18 protein-coding genes are annotated in these 17,754 nt (G+C 43.3%); 5 read left to right on the top strand and 13 right to left on the bottom strand.

From position 1 onward, the window contains the following. Window positions 1-228 precede the first annotated feature (228 nt). The 9 genes from cntE to H580_RS22850 all read right to left on the bottom strand — a co-directional run bounded on the left by cntE (window position 229) and on the right by H580_RS22850 (window position 9,492). Window positions 229-1,431: a staphylopine family metallophore export MFS transporter CntE gene (cntE, locus tag H580_RS0100665; RefSeq protein WP_028593086.1), complete on the bottom strand. Its 1,203-nt coding sequence runs from the start codon at window positions 1,429-1,431 to the stop codon at window positions 229-231. Continuing rightward, on the bottom strand, window positions 1,428-2,531 hold the full coding sequence (locus H580_RS0100670) for a cysteine synthase family protein (protein ID WP_028593087.1): 1,104 nt from the start codon (window positions 2,529-2,531) through the stop codon (window positions 1,428-1,430). The genes cntE and H580_RS0100670 overlap by 4 nt, the downstream gene beginning before the upstream one ends. A gap of 578 nt (window positions 2,532-3,109) precedes the next feature. Continuing rightward, window positions 3,110-3,562 carry a flavodoxin gene (locus H580_RS0100675; protein WP_028593088.1) on the bottom strand — a complete coding sequence of 151 codons (453 nt, stop codon included), beginning with the start codon at window positions 3,560-3,562 and terminating at the stop codon, window positions 3,110-3,112. Between the two features lie 239 nt (window positions 3,563-3,801). Then, the gene (locus H580_RS25280) at window positions 3,802-4,368 is read right to left on the bottom strand and encodes a histidine phosphatase family protein (RefSeq protein ID WP_051217123.1); all 567 of its coding nucleotides are present in this window, start codon (window positions 4,366-4,368) and stop codon (window positions 3,802-3,804) included. A gap of 56 nt (window positions 4,369-4,424) precedes the next feature. Further along, window positions 4,425-4,862 carry an SRPBCC family protein gene (locus tag H580_RS0100685; protein WP_028593089.1) on the bottom strand — a complete coding sequence of 146 codons (438 nt, stop codon included), beginning with the start codon at window positions 4,860-4,862 and terminating at the stop codon, window positions 4,425-4,427. Between the two features lie 123 nt (window positions 4,863-4,985). Continuing rightward, a complete protein-coding gene (locus H580_RS0100690) occupies window positions 4,986-5,438 on the bottom strand; it encodes an effector binding domain-containing protein (RefSeq protein ID WP_028593090.1) in 453 nt (150 codons plus the stop codon). Window positions 5,439-5,679: 241 nt separating this feature from the next. Continuing rightward, window positions 5,680-6,816: a Ger(x)C family spore germination protein gene (locus tag H580_RS0100695; protein ID WP_028593091.1), complete on the bottom strand. Its 1,137-nt coding sequence runs from the start codon at window positions 6,814-6,816 to the stop codon at window positions 5,680-5,682. Next, entirely contained in the window at window positions 6,813-7,940 is a 1,128-nt protein-coding gene (locus tag H580_RS0100700) for a GerAB/ArcD/ProY family transporter (RefSeq protein ID WP_036604255.1), read from the bottom strand. The genes H580_RS0100695 and H580_RS0100700 overlap by 4 nt, the downstream gene beginning before the upstream one ends. Window positions 7,941-7,995: 55 nt before the next feature. After that, window positions 7,996-9,492, bottom strand: a complete 1,497-nt coding sequence (locus tag H580_RS22850) for a spore germination protein (protein WP_051217124.1) — start codon at window positions 9,490-9,492, stop codon at window positions 7,996-7,998. A 188-nt stretch (window positions 9,493-9,680) separates the two neighbouring features. Between H580_RS22850 and H580_RS0100710 the strand changes: the two genes are divergently transcribed. Then, window positions 9,681-12,989: a DEAD/DEAH box helicase gene (locus tag H580_RS0100710; protein ID WP_028593093.1), complete on the top strand. Its 3,309-nt coding sequence runs from the start codon at window positions 9,681-9,683 to the stop codon at window positions 12,987-12,989. Window positions 12,990-13,517: 528 nt separating this feature from the next. Here the strand turns inward: H580_RS0100710 and H580_RS0100715 are convergent. After that, window positions 13,518-14,603: a nucleoid-associated protein gene (locus H580_RS0100715; protein ID WP_245583449.1), complete on the bottom strand. Its 1,086-nt coding sequence runs from the start codon at window positions 14,601-14,603 to the stop codon at window positions 13,518-13,520. A 181-nt stretch (window positions 14,604-14,784) separates the two neighbouring features. Here H580_RS0100715 and H580_RS0100725 point away from each other — a divergent pair, with 181 nt between their 5' ends. The 4 genes from H580_RS0100725 to gerPC all read left to right on the top strand — a co-directional run bounded on the left by H580_RS0100725 (window position 14,785) and on the right by gerPC (window position 16,366). Then, window positions 14,785-15,276 (top strand): CS domain-containing protein, encoded by a 492-nt coding sequence (locus tag H580_RS0100725; RefSeq protein WP_028593095.1) that lies wholly within the window; start codon window positions 14,785-14,787, stop codon window positions 15,274-15,276. Window positions 15,277-15,392: 116 nt separating this feature from the next. After that, a complete protein-coding gene (locus H580_RS0100730) occupies window positions 15,393-15,608 on the top strand; it encodes a spore germination protein (RefSeq protein ID WP_028593096.1) in 216 nt (71 codons plus the stop codon). An 8-nt stretch (window positions 15,609-15,616) separates the two neighbouring features. After that, window positions 15,617-15,877, top strand: a complete 261-nt coding sequence (locus H580_RS0100735; protein ID WP_157282617.1) for a hypothetical protein — start codon at window positions 15,617-15,619, stop codon at window positions 15,875-15,877. 96 nt (window positions 15,878-15,973) lie between these two features. Beyond that, on the top strand, window positions 15,974-16,366 hold the full coding sequence (gene gerPC / locus H580_RS0100740; RefSeq protein WP_169449338.1) for a spore germination protein GerPC: 393 nt from the start codon (window positions 15,974-15,976) through the stop codon (window positions 16,364-16,366). A gap of 37 nt (window positions 16,367-16,403) precedes the next feature. On the opposite strand, the gene rplT is transcribed toward gerPC, so the two are convergent. From rplT to infC, 3 genes are all read right to left on the bottom strand, one after another. Next, the gene (gene rplT / locus H580_RS0100745) at window positions 16,404-16,763 is read right to left on the bottom strand and encodes a 50S ribosomal protein L20 (protein WP_028593099.1); all 360 of its coding nucleotides are present in this window, start codon (window positions 16,761-16,763) and stop codon (window positions 16,404-16,406) included. A gap of 76 nt (window positions 16,764-16,839) precedes the next feature. After that, window positions 16,840-17,040 carry a 50S ribosomal protein L35 gene (gene rpmI / locus H580_RS0100750; protein WP_028593100.1) on the bottom strand — a complete coding sequence of 67 codons (201 nt, stop codon included), beginning with the start codon at window positions 17,038-17,040 and terminating at the stop codon, window positions 16,840-16,842. A 63-nt stretch (window positions 17,041-17,103) separates the two neighbouring features. Then, on the bottom strand, window positions 17,104-17,601 hold the full coding sequence (gene infC, locus H580_RS0100755; RefSeq protein WP_028593101.1) for a translation initiation factor IF-3: 498 nt from the start codon (window positions 17,599-17,601) through the stop codon (window positions 17,104-17,106). Between the last annotated feature and the right edge of the window lie 153 nt (window positions 17,602-17,754).

Raw genomic sequence — 17,754 nt, forward strand, 5'->3', positions numbered from 1 at the left:
AATTATCGGGAAAAGTAGATTGGAAAGTTAATATTTCCTAAACAATTAATAATATTGTAACTTTTTATAGTTATTGATTTTTTAAAATATTTTTTCGAATTATAAATTTAACCAGAAACATTTTGTATCATCCAAAAGAATGAAATTAACTTTATACCTTAGAAAAACGTTATTGAAACTACAAGAGAAATAAAAGAAGGGCGGATATCCGCCCCCCTCTTTCATTGATTACGAAAATGAAGATTCCTGACTCCCTCTTACATCCTCACTCCGATACAAAGGAAGCAGCAGGCAAGCCACAAAGCACAATACCGCACACGTCATAAACATGATGTGAAACGATAACAAATCAGCGAGCAACCCCATCACTAAAGCCCCCAAGGCAAAGCCAAGATCAGCTGCACCGATAAACAATCCAAGTAAAAATCCTCTTGCCTGTTCAGGCACAGAAAACGATACAAACGTGAGCAGCGCAGGATACAGCATCGCAAATGCAATTCCGTTCAAGACTGCCGCGAGCAGCAAAATCGGCCCATATATAAACGAACTCAGCAGCAAGCTACCCACACTTGCCAACAAACTCATTATGAGCACGAGTCGTATCGGTGTTTCTCCATTAGACGGTATACGGCTTCGCCCTATAAATCGGCATAACACGAGCACAACGGTCTGCGTCAAAAAATAGAGACTTCCCCAAGTAGATTGTTGATTTTCCAGATGTATGGGAAGGAAGGTGAAGATAGCTCCATTCGCAATGGAAGCGAACAGCATAATCGTTGAGGATACGAGCAGCTTGCGATTTTTCCACAGCCCCGACGGCTGTACATCGACTACTTCAGGGGCGAGTGTGTGCAATTGGTTCGTCTTAGACCGCGCTACGATAAGGGCAAATACTACATTCACCATACCTAGCACGACAAATCCAACAAAGATTTCAGTCATAGATGCGATATCCTTCAAATAAAGAGCCGCGGCTGGTCCAAAGGTTGACGGTATCATCGTAGCAAGTGAATATAGGGATAGTCCCTGCCCCCTCACTTTGTCAGAAAGAAGGTCAATCGTAATAATCTCCATTGCAGTGGAAAAAAAGGCGGCCACGATCCCTTGAATAATACGGACAGCTCCGATGATCCATAGTTCAGGGACGAAATAACCAAGCAAAGATACCGCAAACACGATTAGCACGATAACAAAAATACGGCTAGCCCCATGACGATCAATGAGCTTACCTGCAATAGGTCTTGCAAACATGGATGTTAGCATTGTTGCGCCCATAAGGAGCCCGATATCGGTTTTGGTAGCATTCAGCGACAATGCATAGAACGGAACTATCATCAGAACCATATAGACAATGGCGTAAAATACAATCGTAATCGCATAAATTTTCAAGGCCTGTGGTGAAAATGGATTGTCTCGCTCCCTACTAATCATCCAGCTGCCTCATCCGCAATATACTGCCGGCTTGGCGAGTCCAATAAATATTCAAGCTCAGGCTTGTAGTTGGCTGTCTCGATCGGATTGATACTATAAGGTGCAAGACGTGAAACTCTCTCTAGCAAATGAGTCGGATTCAGCGTCGTATCCAAGTTGCGCTCCCGCATCCATTCATCATTGTATATCGTGGACAAATAGCGCTCACCATTGTCTGAAGCAATGCATACGATTCGTTGTTTCTTGCTGCTCTCTCCTTGTAATGCAAGCTTCAAAGCTACTATCATTCCCGCTCCTGTCGAGCCCCCGCACATAATACCTTCATACTTTGCCATCATCCTGCACATCATAAACGAATCTTCATCGGCTGCTTTGTACACTGCATCAATACGATTCAGATCATCGATATTGGTCGGGGTCCAACTGAGGCCCATGCCTGGCAACAAATATGAATGAGCTTGTCCTCCGAAAATCGTCGAACCTACAGCATCAACCGCCACCACCTTCACATGCGGTGCATGTTCTCGGAAATAGCGGGAAAAGCCGCCAACCTGCCCACCTGTGCTCACTGTTAATACGACAGCATCAAGCTCTCCCCCGCATTGCTCGAACAGCTCTTGTGCCGTTCCTTTGTAGTGCGCTTCTCCATTAAGCGGGCTAAAGCATTGGTCAGGTCTAAAAGAGTTGGAAATCTCTCGATGCAGCTTGTTCGCAAGCGCAATTCTCGTCTTATGGTAAGATCCACTGTCATCCTGTTCCGTCACCACAATAACCTCGGCTCCATACGCCTTAAGCAGCGCCAAGTTCGTTGGCGTCGTTTTCGGATCAACCAGTATAATGACGCGATAACCACGCGCCGCCCCAATCATCGCCAATGAAATTCCGAAGTTACCCGATGAAGATTCGATAATCGTTCCTCCAGGTCGCAGCCAGCCTCGACGCTCCGCTTCCTTTACGATATACAGCGCTGGGCGGTCTTTAATGCTGCCTCCGGGATTCGTTCGCTCTAGCTTCAATCGAATATCATATCGATCACTATCTACTAAATTACGCAGTTGTACCAATGGCGAATAGCCAACAGTATCCAATATCGTTATCATCAATTCCCTCCTTTTTTGAGAAGTCGGGTTAATAGACTCCACCTTGAAACAAATCCTATTTATCTTCCCTTTTTTTTCGGAATTTGGATTTATCTAGACTCCCGCATCGAATCGCTTGGCCGCTAGAATAGTTCCTCAGATATAAATGGAAGCTGATAGTGTCAGCATGGACTCGGCTCTTGATTGGATACTATAACCATACCTCTGTAATAGATTTAATGTATCACGTGGGTTCATTTCTGAAAATGACTCTTTCGAGTTATATGGAGGGTTTAAAAGTTGGGTTGGTGTGATGTCAATAAGTGTGGAGTGCATCTTGCTACCAACTACAATATTTTGCGGCTTCAAACCTGTGAATAAATACCTTGCTGATGTATAACTGAAATCGCAGCTAGTAGAGGAAGCATTGTATGTATGAGCAGCTCTCTAGAAGCTGTTGGCGTAAGATCTGAAGATTGAAAAAGTTAATCCAACAGCTTCATAATACTAGGGTGTTGAAACTTAGACAGGATTGCTACTTCCTGCATAAATGCTTGTTTATATTCCAACAACGAAGCAAGAGGCTTACCTTTCATCTCTTATGCGTTCGACAAAGCACGTACCGCATTGCGTCCGAATTCACGGCAGATCTCTCTCTCATCCTGAGATGGGGAAAGCTCCACTTTAAGCCCTTCATGCACAAGTGTACAACCAAGATCACGCAGCTTGTTCGATAAAATATCTACAGCAGCACCGTACTGAGCATAGCTCGAATCACATGAACCGAAGACAGCAGCACGCCTACCTTCCAACTTCAAACCTTCCATTTCATCATAGAAATCAAGGAACTCATCTGGAAGCTCGCCATCGCCCCACGTGTAGGCACCAAGCAATATCACATCATAACCTTCCAAGTCAGAGCCTTGTGCATCCATAACTTCCTTAACGGTTACATCCGCCCCCAACTCACGGATCCCCTCTGCAACAGCATCCTTCATTTCTTCTGTGTTACCTGTCATACTTGCATAAACCAAAATAATCGAATCACTCATTCCTCAATTCCTCCAATCCAAATATACAACTAACTAGCTGTCAGTCATTCCTTATGAGAAAGATTATCATTATCATCAATAAAAGTCCACTACAACATTTTCGTCAGCAATAACTTCCAGCTGCTATCGTTCTTCCTAATTTAAACTATGCAGCTTATCCTAGATTTTTTCCTGATTATTTTACGTGCTCCGCACTTTTTCGTCCTGCACACCTACTTATGGTGAACATAAAAAAAGAGCTACGTAGGAAGCAGCTCTCGCGATTGACCACAGCTCCATACTCGCTCTACAGAAAGTTGTTCGGCCTTACATCGAATTACGAATATATCCATGTACGAAGTACCTTCCCCACGGGCATCCTCCTCAATATCAAAATAATTAAGAAGGGTGGATACTTCATGACGACTTGTCATAACGGCAACATTGTTAGCTTGTTTATTCAGTGCATTACTAAGAACAGATAACCCGCTAAAAGACGTTGTTTGCTCGGTTGACGCTTCTTTACTCTTGAACGCGGCATGCCCAAATAGTTGGACGAACTTCTTCATTCCCTCTTTCGAATGACAAATGGCAAGCAGCCGCTCTTCCATTCGTTCATCAATCACAATTGGCTTGCGCAATTGGATTGCAGTTGGCTGTAAACTATGTATCGATCGTAAAGATGGGCTTGAAATTAAAACATCAATATTCAATCCATTCATGAAGGATGCAAGCTGTTTAGCTTGCTCATTTTCTTCCGCTGTCAGTGGGGTTGACGGTTCTTTACCCGCTCCATAACAGTGCCTTATTATAAATAGGTTGTTCATCCAGGATCCCCTTTACCTGCTCGTCGTTCTAGACACTAGTATGGCAGCACTTCCACCTATGCCCTTGCGACCATCTCCGCCAGCTCCACGATAACCTGCTCCCAGTGCAGCTTCATCTCCTCGCGACGATGTACATCTTCCAGCTTCTCCTGATGGAAGCTAATGGTTGTTGTTCCATTCTTATTCGATATCAACCGAATCTGAAGGGTAGAAGGTGTATGCCATGCATGAGGCTGCCAAGTCAGCCTTAGCTGTTGAAGAGGCTTGACAACACGAAGTTCGCCCTTTGTTCCATTTTCGCAATGATACTGCTCGCCTGCTTCCGCAACCAATGACTCAATAGGACCCAACCAAACATTCAACCCTTGCTTCGAAAGCAATACATTCCACATTTGCTCAGGCTGAACAGAAAATGTCCTTCGAATACCTACTTGATATCCAGATGAAGCCGTAAGACCGATTGGCTTATCGTTGCTGCGCTGTGACTGCACCATGACACATCCTCCTCATGAATTGAGCTGTATAGTAATAAAGCGCCATAACTTCCTTCATTGAAGTTATGGCGCTTCTCACGAACGTGCATTCCTGACGTCGAAATCCACCATGTATGATGACGCTTACTTTTTTACAGGTATCCAAAGTTCAACTTTCTCTTGCTGATTACCTTCCTCCACATGGAATAACTCGACACAACTAGCTCCCCATTCCCGATCCAAATGCTTTTGGCGAATCCAACGATATACCGCTTTGTACGCATCGGAAATGGATTCTCTCTTGCCTTCTACAACCGCATAAAGCTGAGACGGCAAGTGCAATCCCACCATTCCATCGGGTACATCTTCAAGACTCTCTACTTGCAAGCAGCCCCAGTAAGTCATGAATTGATCGTTTCCATAATAAGGACTAAATATCAATTCCGTATGTGCGACAGAAGTAATCTCATCTCTTCGCTTCCAGAACCGCTCATGCAGCCTAATGGACTCATCTGGAAAGCATTCCTTCACAGGCCCAGAATAACTGATCCCAACCAGCTTCAACTCATCTTTTTGCATCAATTGACATTCATACATAAACATCGTCCTCCATTCGTGAAGTTCACAAAACTGGTAGTCATGTTCTTGCCATGCGATGTCACTTGGCTCAGCCCTTTTTTCTTAATAAAACAGGCTACTTATGCTTCAAAAAAGAACATCAAGATCGTTATCCTGATGTTCTACTGAGATGGCGTCGGATTTGGTTTTGTTTAACATTATACACAGGTTGCCTAGAATCGGAAAGGTATTTTTGCACTCTTTTTCCAACACTAAGCCGTTATTCTATCGTTCCAGTACGGATGAGATTCACGTGAACTGCAGTATTGAACGTCGCTTTCTGGAACATATCTTGCCACTTATCTTTCGTTAATGCAGAATTTCTCACCGAACTGCGGTATACTTCACCAAAGCCTACTGCATCAGAGTTAAGTCGCTTTAATTGGTTAAGCATCTTCACCAGATCTTTACTCATCTGTTTACTCAACTCTGTTTCTAGCTGCTGCACAGCTCCTTGTTCAGCAAAGTCATAATCTTCAGATACTTCTTGCAGCTCTACATTCAGTTGGATGCGTACATCAAAGGTCAAGTCGTCCTTCGAAATAAGCTTAATAGACGAATGGCTTCCGATATTTCCAAGCGCCGTCTTAATATAGTTAAAGGAATGGCCCACTTTTCTTACATACTTCGCCATCCCATCCTTTGGCATTTTAACTTCGATTGTTTCAGGTTGATCCCGATCAAGCAGCAGCTTTAAATAAACGGCTTCTTTCGGCTGCATTTTTCCTATCATTACATCTTTTTTGAATAGGGCCAGCGCAGTTACGTTGACCTCTTTGTCGGTTCTTTCGACGAGTGGAAGTACAGCTTCTTTGCCTGCACTGTAGTAGTCATTGCGAAAATCATGCAACGTACATGAGGGCACCCAACTGTTCTGAATATTATGTGCAATTAATCTCGACATGTAGGTTCCTACATTTGAAATATTCGGATATTTATAAGCAAATAGATCGCGGATTGGCTTCTCCGTAACAGACAAATACATCATTTCCCCATAAGAAGGATCTCGACTAAGCGTATCCACGATACTTATAATTCCTTCTTCGGCTAATTCACTTTCGTAAGCAATAAATCGAATCTGCCCGCTGACTACTTTGAAAGCCAGCTTATGATTCAGATTTTGGCGAGCCCCCTTACTCGTTTCACCTACTACTGAAATAACATGTGAGCTTTCCTTGCCTTCTTTACTAGTTGGGCCGTACAATACCGAACTTGTTTGAATTTTCCCTTCTCCCATTTTATCATAACCAAGTGCTACACTTATCGAGGTTCGTTCCAACACAGACGAGTGGAAACAGCCCGTCAGAAATACCAGCATAAGAACAACAGCTATTTGCGTGATTTTGAACTTGATCATGCTAGCTCATCTTCTCCCTTCTTTTGTTTATGCTGACGCCACCACCATACAACGGCCACCGTAACATAAAGAAAAAGGGGATACACAAAGCTGATGAGAAGCGATACTTTACTAATCAGGCTATTTAACAAATCAATTTGTTCCCGATTATGAAATACAAGCGAAACCACATATATAAAAATACTGAAAACAATCAGTACCTTTTTATGTGGAAAATTAAACAATCGTCGCAAGCCTCTGCTTATTACCCACGTCAAAATAATAATTCCTGGCACAACTGCGAACATCCATACCCCCATAGCAAGCACTTCTATACGCTCCAAAAATGGATATTTGACGATTTTGAGCATGTTGAGTGAACTCCACACCGTTCGCAGCAGTTGATCTTGGCTGAAAAAAATCGTCGTCACAATGATAATGAATAAATAAAGGATATTGGTCAGCAGCAAGCTTATTTGCATGTACTTTTGCGACTTATCTTTATCATTGAGGTACGGGTACAAATAAGTAACAATCTCAAAGCCCGACAAAGTAAATCCCATTGCAACTGCTCCATTAAGCAGTTGATACGGCGTTGCCTCTCCGATCGGAAGCAGCCTGTTCCATTGAGCGAACTGAATCGGATTGTAGTATAGTGTTGAGAAAGCAAACATAACACAAAAACCTATGAAGCAGACCCCCACAATGACGCGCAAGCCGCTTATCCCTGCATACCATGACAAAAATAGTAGAACCAAGGCAAGCAGCCATGTAGGAAACTCGGGGAAAATCCATGACTGTACCGCCTCAATGTAAGTACGCAATATAGTCACAGTAACGATCACGTAATAAAGCATCATCAGTATACTTAATCCCCCGCCTACCCAACGGCCGAACAAATCTTGGTGAATCCCGTATAAGTCCGCAGAATTATAGCGACGCAGCACTCTTATTAGCATCCACCCAGATAGGTGAGAGAGTATACCTGCCAGCAGTACAGCAATCCAAGCATCATGACCTGCCTCACGTGCTATATATCTTTGAAATCCAAATACGCCGATCCCGATCTGAACATTGCAGATGATAAACAACAGTCCAAACGATTGAATCATCTTATTCGGTCTCGGTTTAATTCTAACATCCATGCGCTTCCCTCGTTCTTCCGTAAATTCACTTCATTTTCACCAATAAAGCCTTTCACTAGTTACTATCAGACTGCGGGTCTTTTGATGAAGAACGATTGCTTGCATTATCATTCTCACTACTGTTAAGGCTGCTCTGTGCGGGCGATCCCCTATAGCTGTAGTGCGACTGAGGTGTTAACAGCATATCGACTGTCAAATCTTTGCGACGAAATGGAAAGAGCGGGAATAAATAAGGTCTCCCCAAACTTGTTTGTCTCAGCAAATGTATAAATATAAGCATAGCTACAAATACGATGCCAAGAATCCCCCATAAACCTGCCATTATGATCATGGGGTAACGAATTAATCGGATACTTCCGCTCATTAAATAGTTTGGAGTGGTAAAAGATCCAAGTGCAGCCAAGGCAACCAGCATAATTAAAATATTGCTTGTAAATCCAGCCTGTACAGCAGCTTGACCAATAACGATACCACCAACAATCCCAATTGTTTGACCTACTTTCGTCGGTAAGCGAACACCAGCTTCTCGCAAAAACTCCATCGTCATCTCTAGCATTAGTGTCTCTAATAAAGGTGGAAATGGAACTTTGGAACGTGTTTCAATAAGTGATACAATTAAGGCTGGCGGAATCATTTGATAATGAAACGTTAGCGCAGCGACATAAATGGGTGTCAAAAATACGGACATCATTAGCCCTACAAATCGCAGCATGCGAATAAAAAGGCCTGTCCCCCAACTCATATATCGATCTTCTACCGATAAGAAAAAATCAATAAACGAGCTTGGGCCGATAATAACATGCGAGTCTCCCTCCATAAAAATAACAATTTTACCTTCCATTAGAGCCTGTATCGTACGATCAGGACGCTCTGTCAAGGTCATTAACGGAAAGAGGGCATAAGGATGATTTTGCAGCTTTTGCATAAGCAAAGCATTGCCGAGTAATCCATCCGTCTTGATTTGTTCTAGTTTGGACTTCACATATTTGATATACTGCTCGTCTACATATTCCGACATGTAGGTAAGCTGAATACGAGTTTCCATTTTTTCGCCTATTATATGAGGCTCTACTACTAAGCCTGGGCTTTTGATGTAAGAGCGTAGAACGGCAATATTTTCACCAAGCGATTCGTTAAATGCTAATACAGGGCCAAAAATGACCGTTTCATTTTCCGAAGCTGCAATTGCTCTAGTGGGGAAATGCGCTATATTGCATAAAAGGCCTTCATATTCGTCCAATACACCAATATATACATGCCCTTGCAGCAGCTTCAATGCGACTTGTTCCAGATTGCCTTCCCGCTCGATTTCACAGATCGTTATCGTTTGCCTAATTAGCTCCGTGTTTACTTCATCTTCATCCATCACCGTAATCACTCCGAGGATCGAAGAACTTAACACCTTCGAGTCAATTAATCCAGATATGTAGCATACAGCTACAGAAGAATTAATCCCATGAATCACCAAGTCTGAGCAATTGGGCAGCAGCTTCTTCAGCTCTACTTTTAAATAGACAGCCATATCAGAAATCTTCATATTTGAAACTGTCATTCCACTGCTCCTCCTTCCAGTTGGCATTACCGGAAATTATCCCCCATTCGTTACAAAACCATGCAGATTATTGTGTTTGTAATGAACTTCGTCAAAAAGAGCAGTATACTAAGAGCAGCAATTAACATCGAACGCTCATACATACAATTGCCAATCTATATAGATATAAAGAGTTACGGAGGAACAACATGTTTAACCAACTGGAATCTTACAGTGATGTGGAAGATATATGCGGCAGAACTTCCTATAGCAGAGGACTTAAGTATTACTTGACTCGGCGCATCATTGAATTTAAACAAGTAACCGAGCACTTATACGCAGCTCTCGTACGCGGCAGCGAGGATTACAGTGTCCAAGTCAGGCTGCCAACGGTAAAAGAAGTAGAAGCAAGCTGTACTTGTCCTGCTTCCAATACTTATTTTGCTTATTGCAAACATATCGCTGCCGTCATGCTAGCTATTTGCGACAGCAGATTTGACAAAAAAACGGCTGATCAATATTTACCGAGTGCTCTCCAGAATAGGTATCCAGCCGCGATTAGTTCCAAAGATACGGCGTTAACTCGCAATATGATTTCTATTTTCGGCAGCCAAGCATACCAATCAGCGTCACAAGACGACTATGACGCCTACGAAGACGATGATTATGCGCGAGAAACGCTTCAAGTAGAGTGGATCTGCCATGCCGTATCCCATGCGCGCAGAAGTTACTTCGCGCTTGAATTTCGAGTTGGGCCGCAGCGACTGTATATCGTACCTAAAGTAAGGGAGTTTTTGACGGCATTTGCCCAAGCTCAACCGTTTGCATTTTCTAAAAAGTTCACCTACAGCCCTGATCAATATCGGTTCTCGGAACAGGATGAAGCGATTATCCGCAAGCTTATCGACATCGTACGGATCGAAGAAAGTTATTATGACCTTATGTATGGCTTAAACAGCAGCGGTAGGCTTGGCACAGAACGGACCATTGTGATTCCGCCTCATATGTGGGAGGAAACGATCCCCTTACTGCTGCAAGTTCCAATTCGAATCGAACAAGATACGAAGCAATACGATCTTAGACTCGGAGAACAAGGCAAAGTGCCCCTCTCCTTTCGGATCAAGCAGGAAGAAACGGATATTTACGAACTTGCTATTGAAGGCTTACAAACCGCACTGCCTATGGAACAGTACGGCTACATATGTGCAGAGGGCATGCTCTGCCCTGTAAGCGACCTTCAGTTGGACCAATTTACAGCACTAAAGAAGCTGTTCTATATGTCTCGAAGCAACGAGGTTCGTATTGCAGCTACTGAGCTTCCTGCTTTTATTGAACGGGCACTCCCAGGAATTAAGGCACTTGGTCATGTTTCGATTGGACCTGAGATTGCCGATAAGATTGTAAGTCCAAGTCTCATAACAAAGATCTATATTGATAGATTAGATAACAACTTATCGGTCTTGGTCGAATTTATTTATGATGATAAAGTCATCTACCCGTTTCAACCTGAGCAGGTATCGATGGAGCAGGACGTAGAACGCTATGTATTGCGCAGCTACGAGCAGGAAAATGAGATTGTTCGAATTCTGGAACAATCTGGCCTTCGCAACAATGGCAAGCAGTTGTACACCAATGATGAAGAAGCGATATACAGCTTCCTGTATCACTTGCTGCCCAAGTTGGAGCCGATCGCGCAGATCTACTCCACGGAAACGGTCAAATCTCTGATGTTCCAAGCTCCACAGCAGCCTAGGGCAATGTTGGACGTAGATGCAGCTACAGATTGGCTGGAGGTCAAATTCGACATGGCAGGCATTGAGCAAAGCGATATTCACGATATCCTCTTCTCTATTTTGGAGAAGAAAAAGTATTATCGCTTGCCAAGCGGTGCTTTCCTTTCTTTGGAGCAAGAAAGTTATCGCCAATTCGGCGATCTTATGCATGAGGTAGGCATGAGCCGTACAGAAGTACAGCAGGATCGGATCTTCCTACCGATAACGAGAGGTCTTAGTCTTATTGAGACAGGAGACGACTATCGTGCGCGCGGGATGAAGTTTGGCAAGCAACTACGTCAGATGTTGGATCATATGAAAAGGCCCGAAGACTTGGAGTTTGAGGTTCCTGCTCCATTGGTGAATGTACTTCGGGATTATCAAACCTATGGCTTCCACTGGCTCAAGACGTTGTCCTACTATCGCTTCGGCGGCATTTTAGCTGATGATATGGGGCTTGGTAAAACACTGCAAAGTATCTCCTATATCGTTTCGGAACGTGAAGCAATTAACAAGGAGCAGATGGAAACCAACAAGCCTGTACTCGTCGTAGCGCCTGCATCATTGGTCTACAACTGGCGCAATGAGCTTCACAAGTTCGCTCCTCAGTTGAGGGTAGAACTTGCAGCTGGCTTGAAGGATGAGCGCAGCCAAGTCATTGAGTCCTTAGAGGAAGTAGACGTGCTGATTACTTCTTATCCTTCATTACGTAGAGACATTCACCTGTATGAAAATATTACGTTCAGCATCTTGCTGTTAGACGAAGCACAAACGATTAAAAATGAAGCAACACAGGCTTCTAGAGCAGTCAGACAAATTACAGCAAGCCGCAGATTTGCTCTTACTGGTACGCCAATCGAAAATTCCGTTGAAGAAGTATGGGCGATTTTTGAAGCCGTATTCCCTGGTTTATTTACGAGCAAAAAGTCATTTCAAGCCCTTACTAGAGAAGAACTGGCACGCAAAGTAAGACCATTTATATTGCGGCGTCTCAAGCAAGATGTATTGAAAGAACTACCAGACAAAATTGAAACCTTGCATATGACGGAGCTATCCCTTGATCAGAAAAAGCTTTACTTGGCTTATTTGAGCAGACTTCAAGAGGAAACGCTCGAAGTATTGGCAGCGGAAGGCTTCCAAAAAGGACGAATGAAAATACTCGCAGGCATCACTCGCTTGCGGCAGCTCTGCTGTCATCCAGCCTTGTTCGTACAAGAGTATGAAGGAACTTCAGGCAAGCTCGAACAGCTGCTAGAGCTTGTGGAGGAATGCATGAGCAGCGGCAAGCGAATGCTTATCTTCTCACAGTTCACGAGCATGCTGGAGCTTATTCGCAGCGAACTCGAGCTGTGCGGCAGATCGGCCTTCTATCTAGATGGCAAGACACCTCCTAAAGAGCGGGTGGAGCTGTGCCAGCGATTTAACGAAGGAGAACGCGATATTTTCCTTATCTCCCTCCGTGCAGGTGGAACTGGGCTTAATCTAACTGGGGCAGATACTGTCGTCCTGTATGACCTATGGTGGAACCCTGCTGTTGAGCAGCAGGCTGCCGACCGTGCTCATCGTATCGGGCAAAAAAATGTGGTACAGGTCATTCGCCTTGTCACGCATGGTACGATCGAAGAGAAGATTTATGAACTGCAGCAGCGCAAAAAAGATTTGATACACGAGGTAATCCAACCAGGTGAAGAAACACTGTCTGCCATTACAGAACAGGAAATTCGTGAAATATTAAGCATCAATTGATATCTGCATCATTGCTCATTCACTTGTTTGTGAAATCGTATGGAGCAGTATCCTTTTCAAGTTTTCAAGAAATAAACATGCAGCAAGCATTTTTCGATATGCCATGCCATAAGTAAAAGAGAGGGTCTGTCCGCACATTACTCTGCTGACAAGACCCTCTTTATATTTCATCTTAGAATATGGCTGCTGCATCCTAGAATCTTATGGTGCAGTGTTTAGCTAACGGATACCATTGACGTTATTTCGACGAAATTGTCTGTTTTCAAATTTTAACTGGCGCGAGAGCGCTTATTTTAGCAATATTCATGCATTCATTCGCTCCATAGAGTAAATAAACTCTACAGCATCCGTTACCTATTAATATCAGCAAAAATAGGCTATATAGCCTCTCTGGCAACCGTTAAACTCGTTCATCCAATAGGTCTACCGAAAAATGTACTTCAATAGTGTTTCTAGACATATTCATTTTCTTCCACATACCATTCCAATTTCATATCCAGAAGTTTTTTCCAAATCGCCAACGTTTCTCTATTCTTCTTGTGAGAAATACACTTTGTAATAATGAAGCTTGCGCTCTTCGTCATAGCCCCGTTCCACATAGGGGAAGCTTTCACTCTTTAGCTTCAACTCGACCCCGGTGTCAGTCTTAATCACGTTGCGCAGCGTTTTCTTCGCTTTCTTCAAAGCTGTTTGTGAAATCGGCATCGCATCGAATGGAGGTAGCTCATTCATTTCGGTATACGATTCTTTGTATACTTTGAACATCTCACCTTGATTATGATCCTGAAGTACGTTATGAATGAACTCCTCTTCCTCAAACTTATCTGTGCGAGAGAAATACTCCATCGTGCTATTAATGAATTCCAGCTTCTCCTTCTTCTCTGGCTGCTCTGAGGCCGGAGCAATTACATTGTCATAAAACTCATTCACCATTTGAATCGCATGGTCTGTATAGTAGTTCTCGTCCTCCATAAACGTAACGTTTAGGAAGTCTTCCATCCAATACATCGCCGCATCTTGTGTCTTTCCAGCTGTCGCATCAACTACGCCTACTACGAAGCCGCCGACCGCCTTTACATTCAAGATCAGGCAGCCCTTATCCAGCTTACGAACGTTGACGCCCTCTTCGATTAGCAAGCCCAGATCATCCATGTTCGGTTCATCTAGCTTCAAATACACATCTTTGTTCTCCGACTTAAATAGCCCTATTGCATCAATGCTGAAGTCGTTATATAAAATGTTGTTCAAATGCACGACATAAAGCTCACCTGACTTTATTTGTGGATGCGATGACTGCTCGTACAAATGATTTAAAATATGCACGGACTGCTCATGAAATGTATTAGGCTGGTCGAACATACGACTTGCGTACGTGTACACTTCATTCATCGACAGATCCGTCTCATGATGGAACCGGTAAAACATATCGAACTTGAAGCTTGTCAAAAAATATTTTAACAACGTATCGCGTACTTCCTCACTCGGTACTTCATATCGAGTTTGCGAAATACGTACGCCCTCATCTCTAGATTTATTCCCTACTTTGTGAACGACCATCTGGTGAATATCTACCTTGGACAGATCAATCATCCTGCTCACTCTCTCTTTCTCCAAACGTCACATCTCCCCATTGTACCCTGATTGCCACTCAAAGAAAATAGCTAACAGCATTAACCTGCATTTTGCTATTTGGCATACTGCTATTTGGAACAGTCGGGGCAAGCCAAGCCCGCCCTGCATACGTTGTTAGCATGCCAATAATCAACATAATCGAATGCGGAAAGGAGTTCCCCCTATGGCAAACATGTCTTCCTTTTTCCCCTGGCAGAAATTTCAGGAGCAATTCGGAATTACGATGCCAATAAACCCCTCACAGCTGTTAACGCAAACGGCCATCCAAAAATATGTCGAGGAAGAAATCAAACGCTCCTTTTCCAAAGCATTTGACCAAGCCGAGTACACTTCCGATACAACCGATCCCCCTCCCTCAACTTCTCCAGCGACTAGTGGAAAGCCAGGATGGTCTTCCAGAGAAACGGATCATGAAATTACGATTGAAGTGAAAATGTCTAAAAAAACAAAGCCGCAAGATGTACGCCTACAAATGAACCCCTCACAGCTCCTGATCCAAAATACAAGTACATCTCGTAAACAGCTTATCCCCTTATCTGCCCCAGTATTTCCAAAGAGTACACGCGCCACTATTCAAGACAACAAGCTCCGTATTGTCATGCGTAAACAAGTTGCAGGCAATATGCAAAATATTGATATTCAAATTATTGATTAGATTGTCAGCAAGCTATATTCGATCACTTTTTAATATTCACCATAGGCCAAGTTCCTTCTTCTGGGCGTATGACATAGAATACGGTTAGACGGATTACAGTCAAAGGATGGATGGATATGCCTAACGTATTTAACATTTTCAATATTCGTGTCAATGCCATATCCAGCAACGGGTCCGTTAATCTAGGGAACACGATTATTAAAGGTAATACAACAGAGACAAAAAGCGTAGGTGGCAATTCTGTCGTTGGTGATTGTACCTCTTCTATTAACAACGAGACCAATCTGGTCAATAACCCTGATTTTACAGCAAATCCAAGTGTGGTCATATAGAGGTGTGTATGATGAATATCTGTATTAATCAAATAAAAGTTAACATCATAAGTAATCTGGCTTCCATCAATATTGGAACGACATTTCTAGGAAACAACCAAAATGCAACAAGTCAAGTGTCAACTCCCGAAGGCGAAACCTCACCGACTATGAACTCTGGTTATACACAGCCATCAGAGCCGATTGCCGTCCCTGAAGCGGAGCTAATGCAAGAGCCTGTTATTCTCCCTCTACTTGGAATGCCACCAATTGAAAGGCCGCTTGAATGAATAAAATATAAGTATGGAGGCGATTCGATGCAGCCTTACTCATCCTCACCTTCTACCTTTTATGTGTGGCAGACCTTAGAGGAACGGATACGCTCCATGGAAGCTCGCATTTCACAATTAGAAACCCAAGTCCAACAGCAAAAATCAGAGAATCAATCCCTGCAAGAAAAAATAAAAGAAACCCAACCCATTCAAATTGGTACGATCAACTATAAAATTCAAGAATTGCACGTTAGTGATTTATCAGGGACGCTCAATGTCGGTTTAACAGCGCTTACGGATGAAAAAGAGATGCAGAAGTTGATTGGATCACTCAAGGAGCAAGGAGAAAAGCAAATGGAGAACATGGATACAACGTATTCGAACGAGACTAATGTCTATGATATGTCAAAGCTAGATGAGGAAAAGCAGGGAGAAAACAATCAACAACATAGTAAAAATCAAAATAATGATACTAGCAAACAACAAAAGAGCACCGCATTCGAATAGTTCGAGTGCAGTGCTCTTAATCGTATAACGCAAGCTACTATGCGTTGATTTTTTGTTTAGCTACTGTTGCCAAAGAGTTGAACGCGTTGATATCGTTCACTGCAAGATCAGCAAGCATTTTACGGTTGATGTTTACTTCAGCAAGCTTCAAGCCGTGCATGAATTTGCTGTAGGACAAGCCGTTCATACGAGCAGCTGCGTTGATACGAGCGATCCACAATTTGCGGAAATCGCGCTTCTTAACGCGACGATCGCGGTATGCATAAAGCAAGGATTTCATTACTTGCTCGTTAGCTGTCTTAAATAGACGGTGCTTGGAACCAAAGTAACCTTTAGCTAGTTTTAGTACTTTTTTATGACGACGACGTGTAGTAAATCCGCCTTTAACTCGTGCCATTCTAGTAACCTCCCAATCGAATCATGTATCCGAATTATTGCTTGAGCCGTTTGTGCGACTGCAAGTTCTTACGTTATTACTTCAAGTTAGCCAATTGCTGTTTCAAACGGTTCACGTCACCAGGAGCCATTACTGGGTTTCCAGCGAGAACGCGCTTTTGACGTCCGGACTTATGGGACAACAGGTGGTTTCTGTAAGCTTTGTAACGGCGAACTTTACCAGTACCTGTAATTTTGAAGCGGCCTTTAAGGCTGCTGTGCGTTTTCATTTTAGGCATAATCATTTCCTCCTCAATAATCAAATCCAATCCGCCACCTTCTCCGCGTGGCGGGTGGGTCCGTTAGTTGCTCTTTGGCGCTAGAATCATAATCATGCTGCGACCTTCAAGCTTAGGTTGACGCTCGATTGTGCAAAGCTCTTCAACCTCTTTCTTAACGCGCTCCAACACGCGTTGACCGATTGATGCATGTGTAATCTCACGACCACGGAAACGAACGGAGCATTTAACTTTGTCCCCATCTTTGAGGAACTTAACAACGTTGCGAAGCTTCGTTTGGTAGTCATGTTCCTCGATGTTTGCACGGAACCAAACTTCCTTCATGTCAACAATCTTCTGGTTCTTACGAGCTTCTTTCTCTTTCTTCTGCTGCTCATAACGGAACTTTCCGTAGTCCATAATGCGGCATACTGGCGGCTTCGCTTGTGGTGCTACATTAACCAAGTCCAACTCTGCATCAATAGCCATCTGAAGCGCTTCACGGAAAGGCTTAATACCTAACTGTTCACTATCTGGTCCGACAAGACGAACTTCCTTAGCTCGAATTTCTTCGTTAATCATATGTTCCTTGCTAATGACCTTCCACCTCCATCATTTATATCCCCAAATTCATCAAAAAAGGGATGCACGCTCATAAAAGAGCCCACATCCCTCACTTATCATCACACGTGAGTATCGCACTAAAAGCGATAAGTTTCATAGACCAGCCAACTC

This window comes from Paenibacillus assamensis DSM 18201, assembly GCF_000422445.1.
GTDB lineage: Bacteria > Bacillota > Bacilli > Paenibacillales > Paenibacillaceae > Paenibacillus_B > Paenibacillus_B assamensis.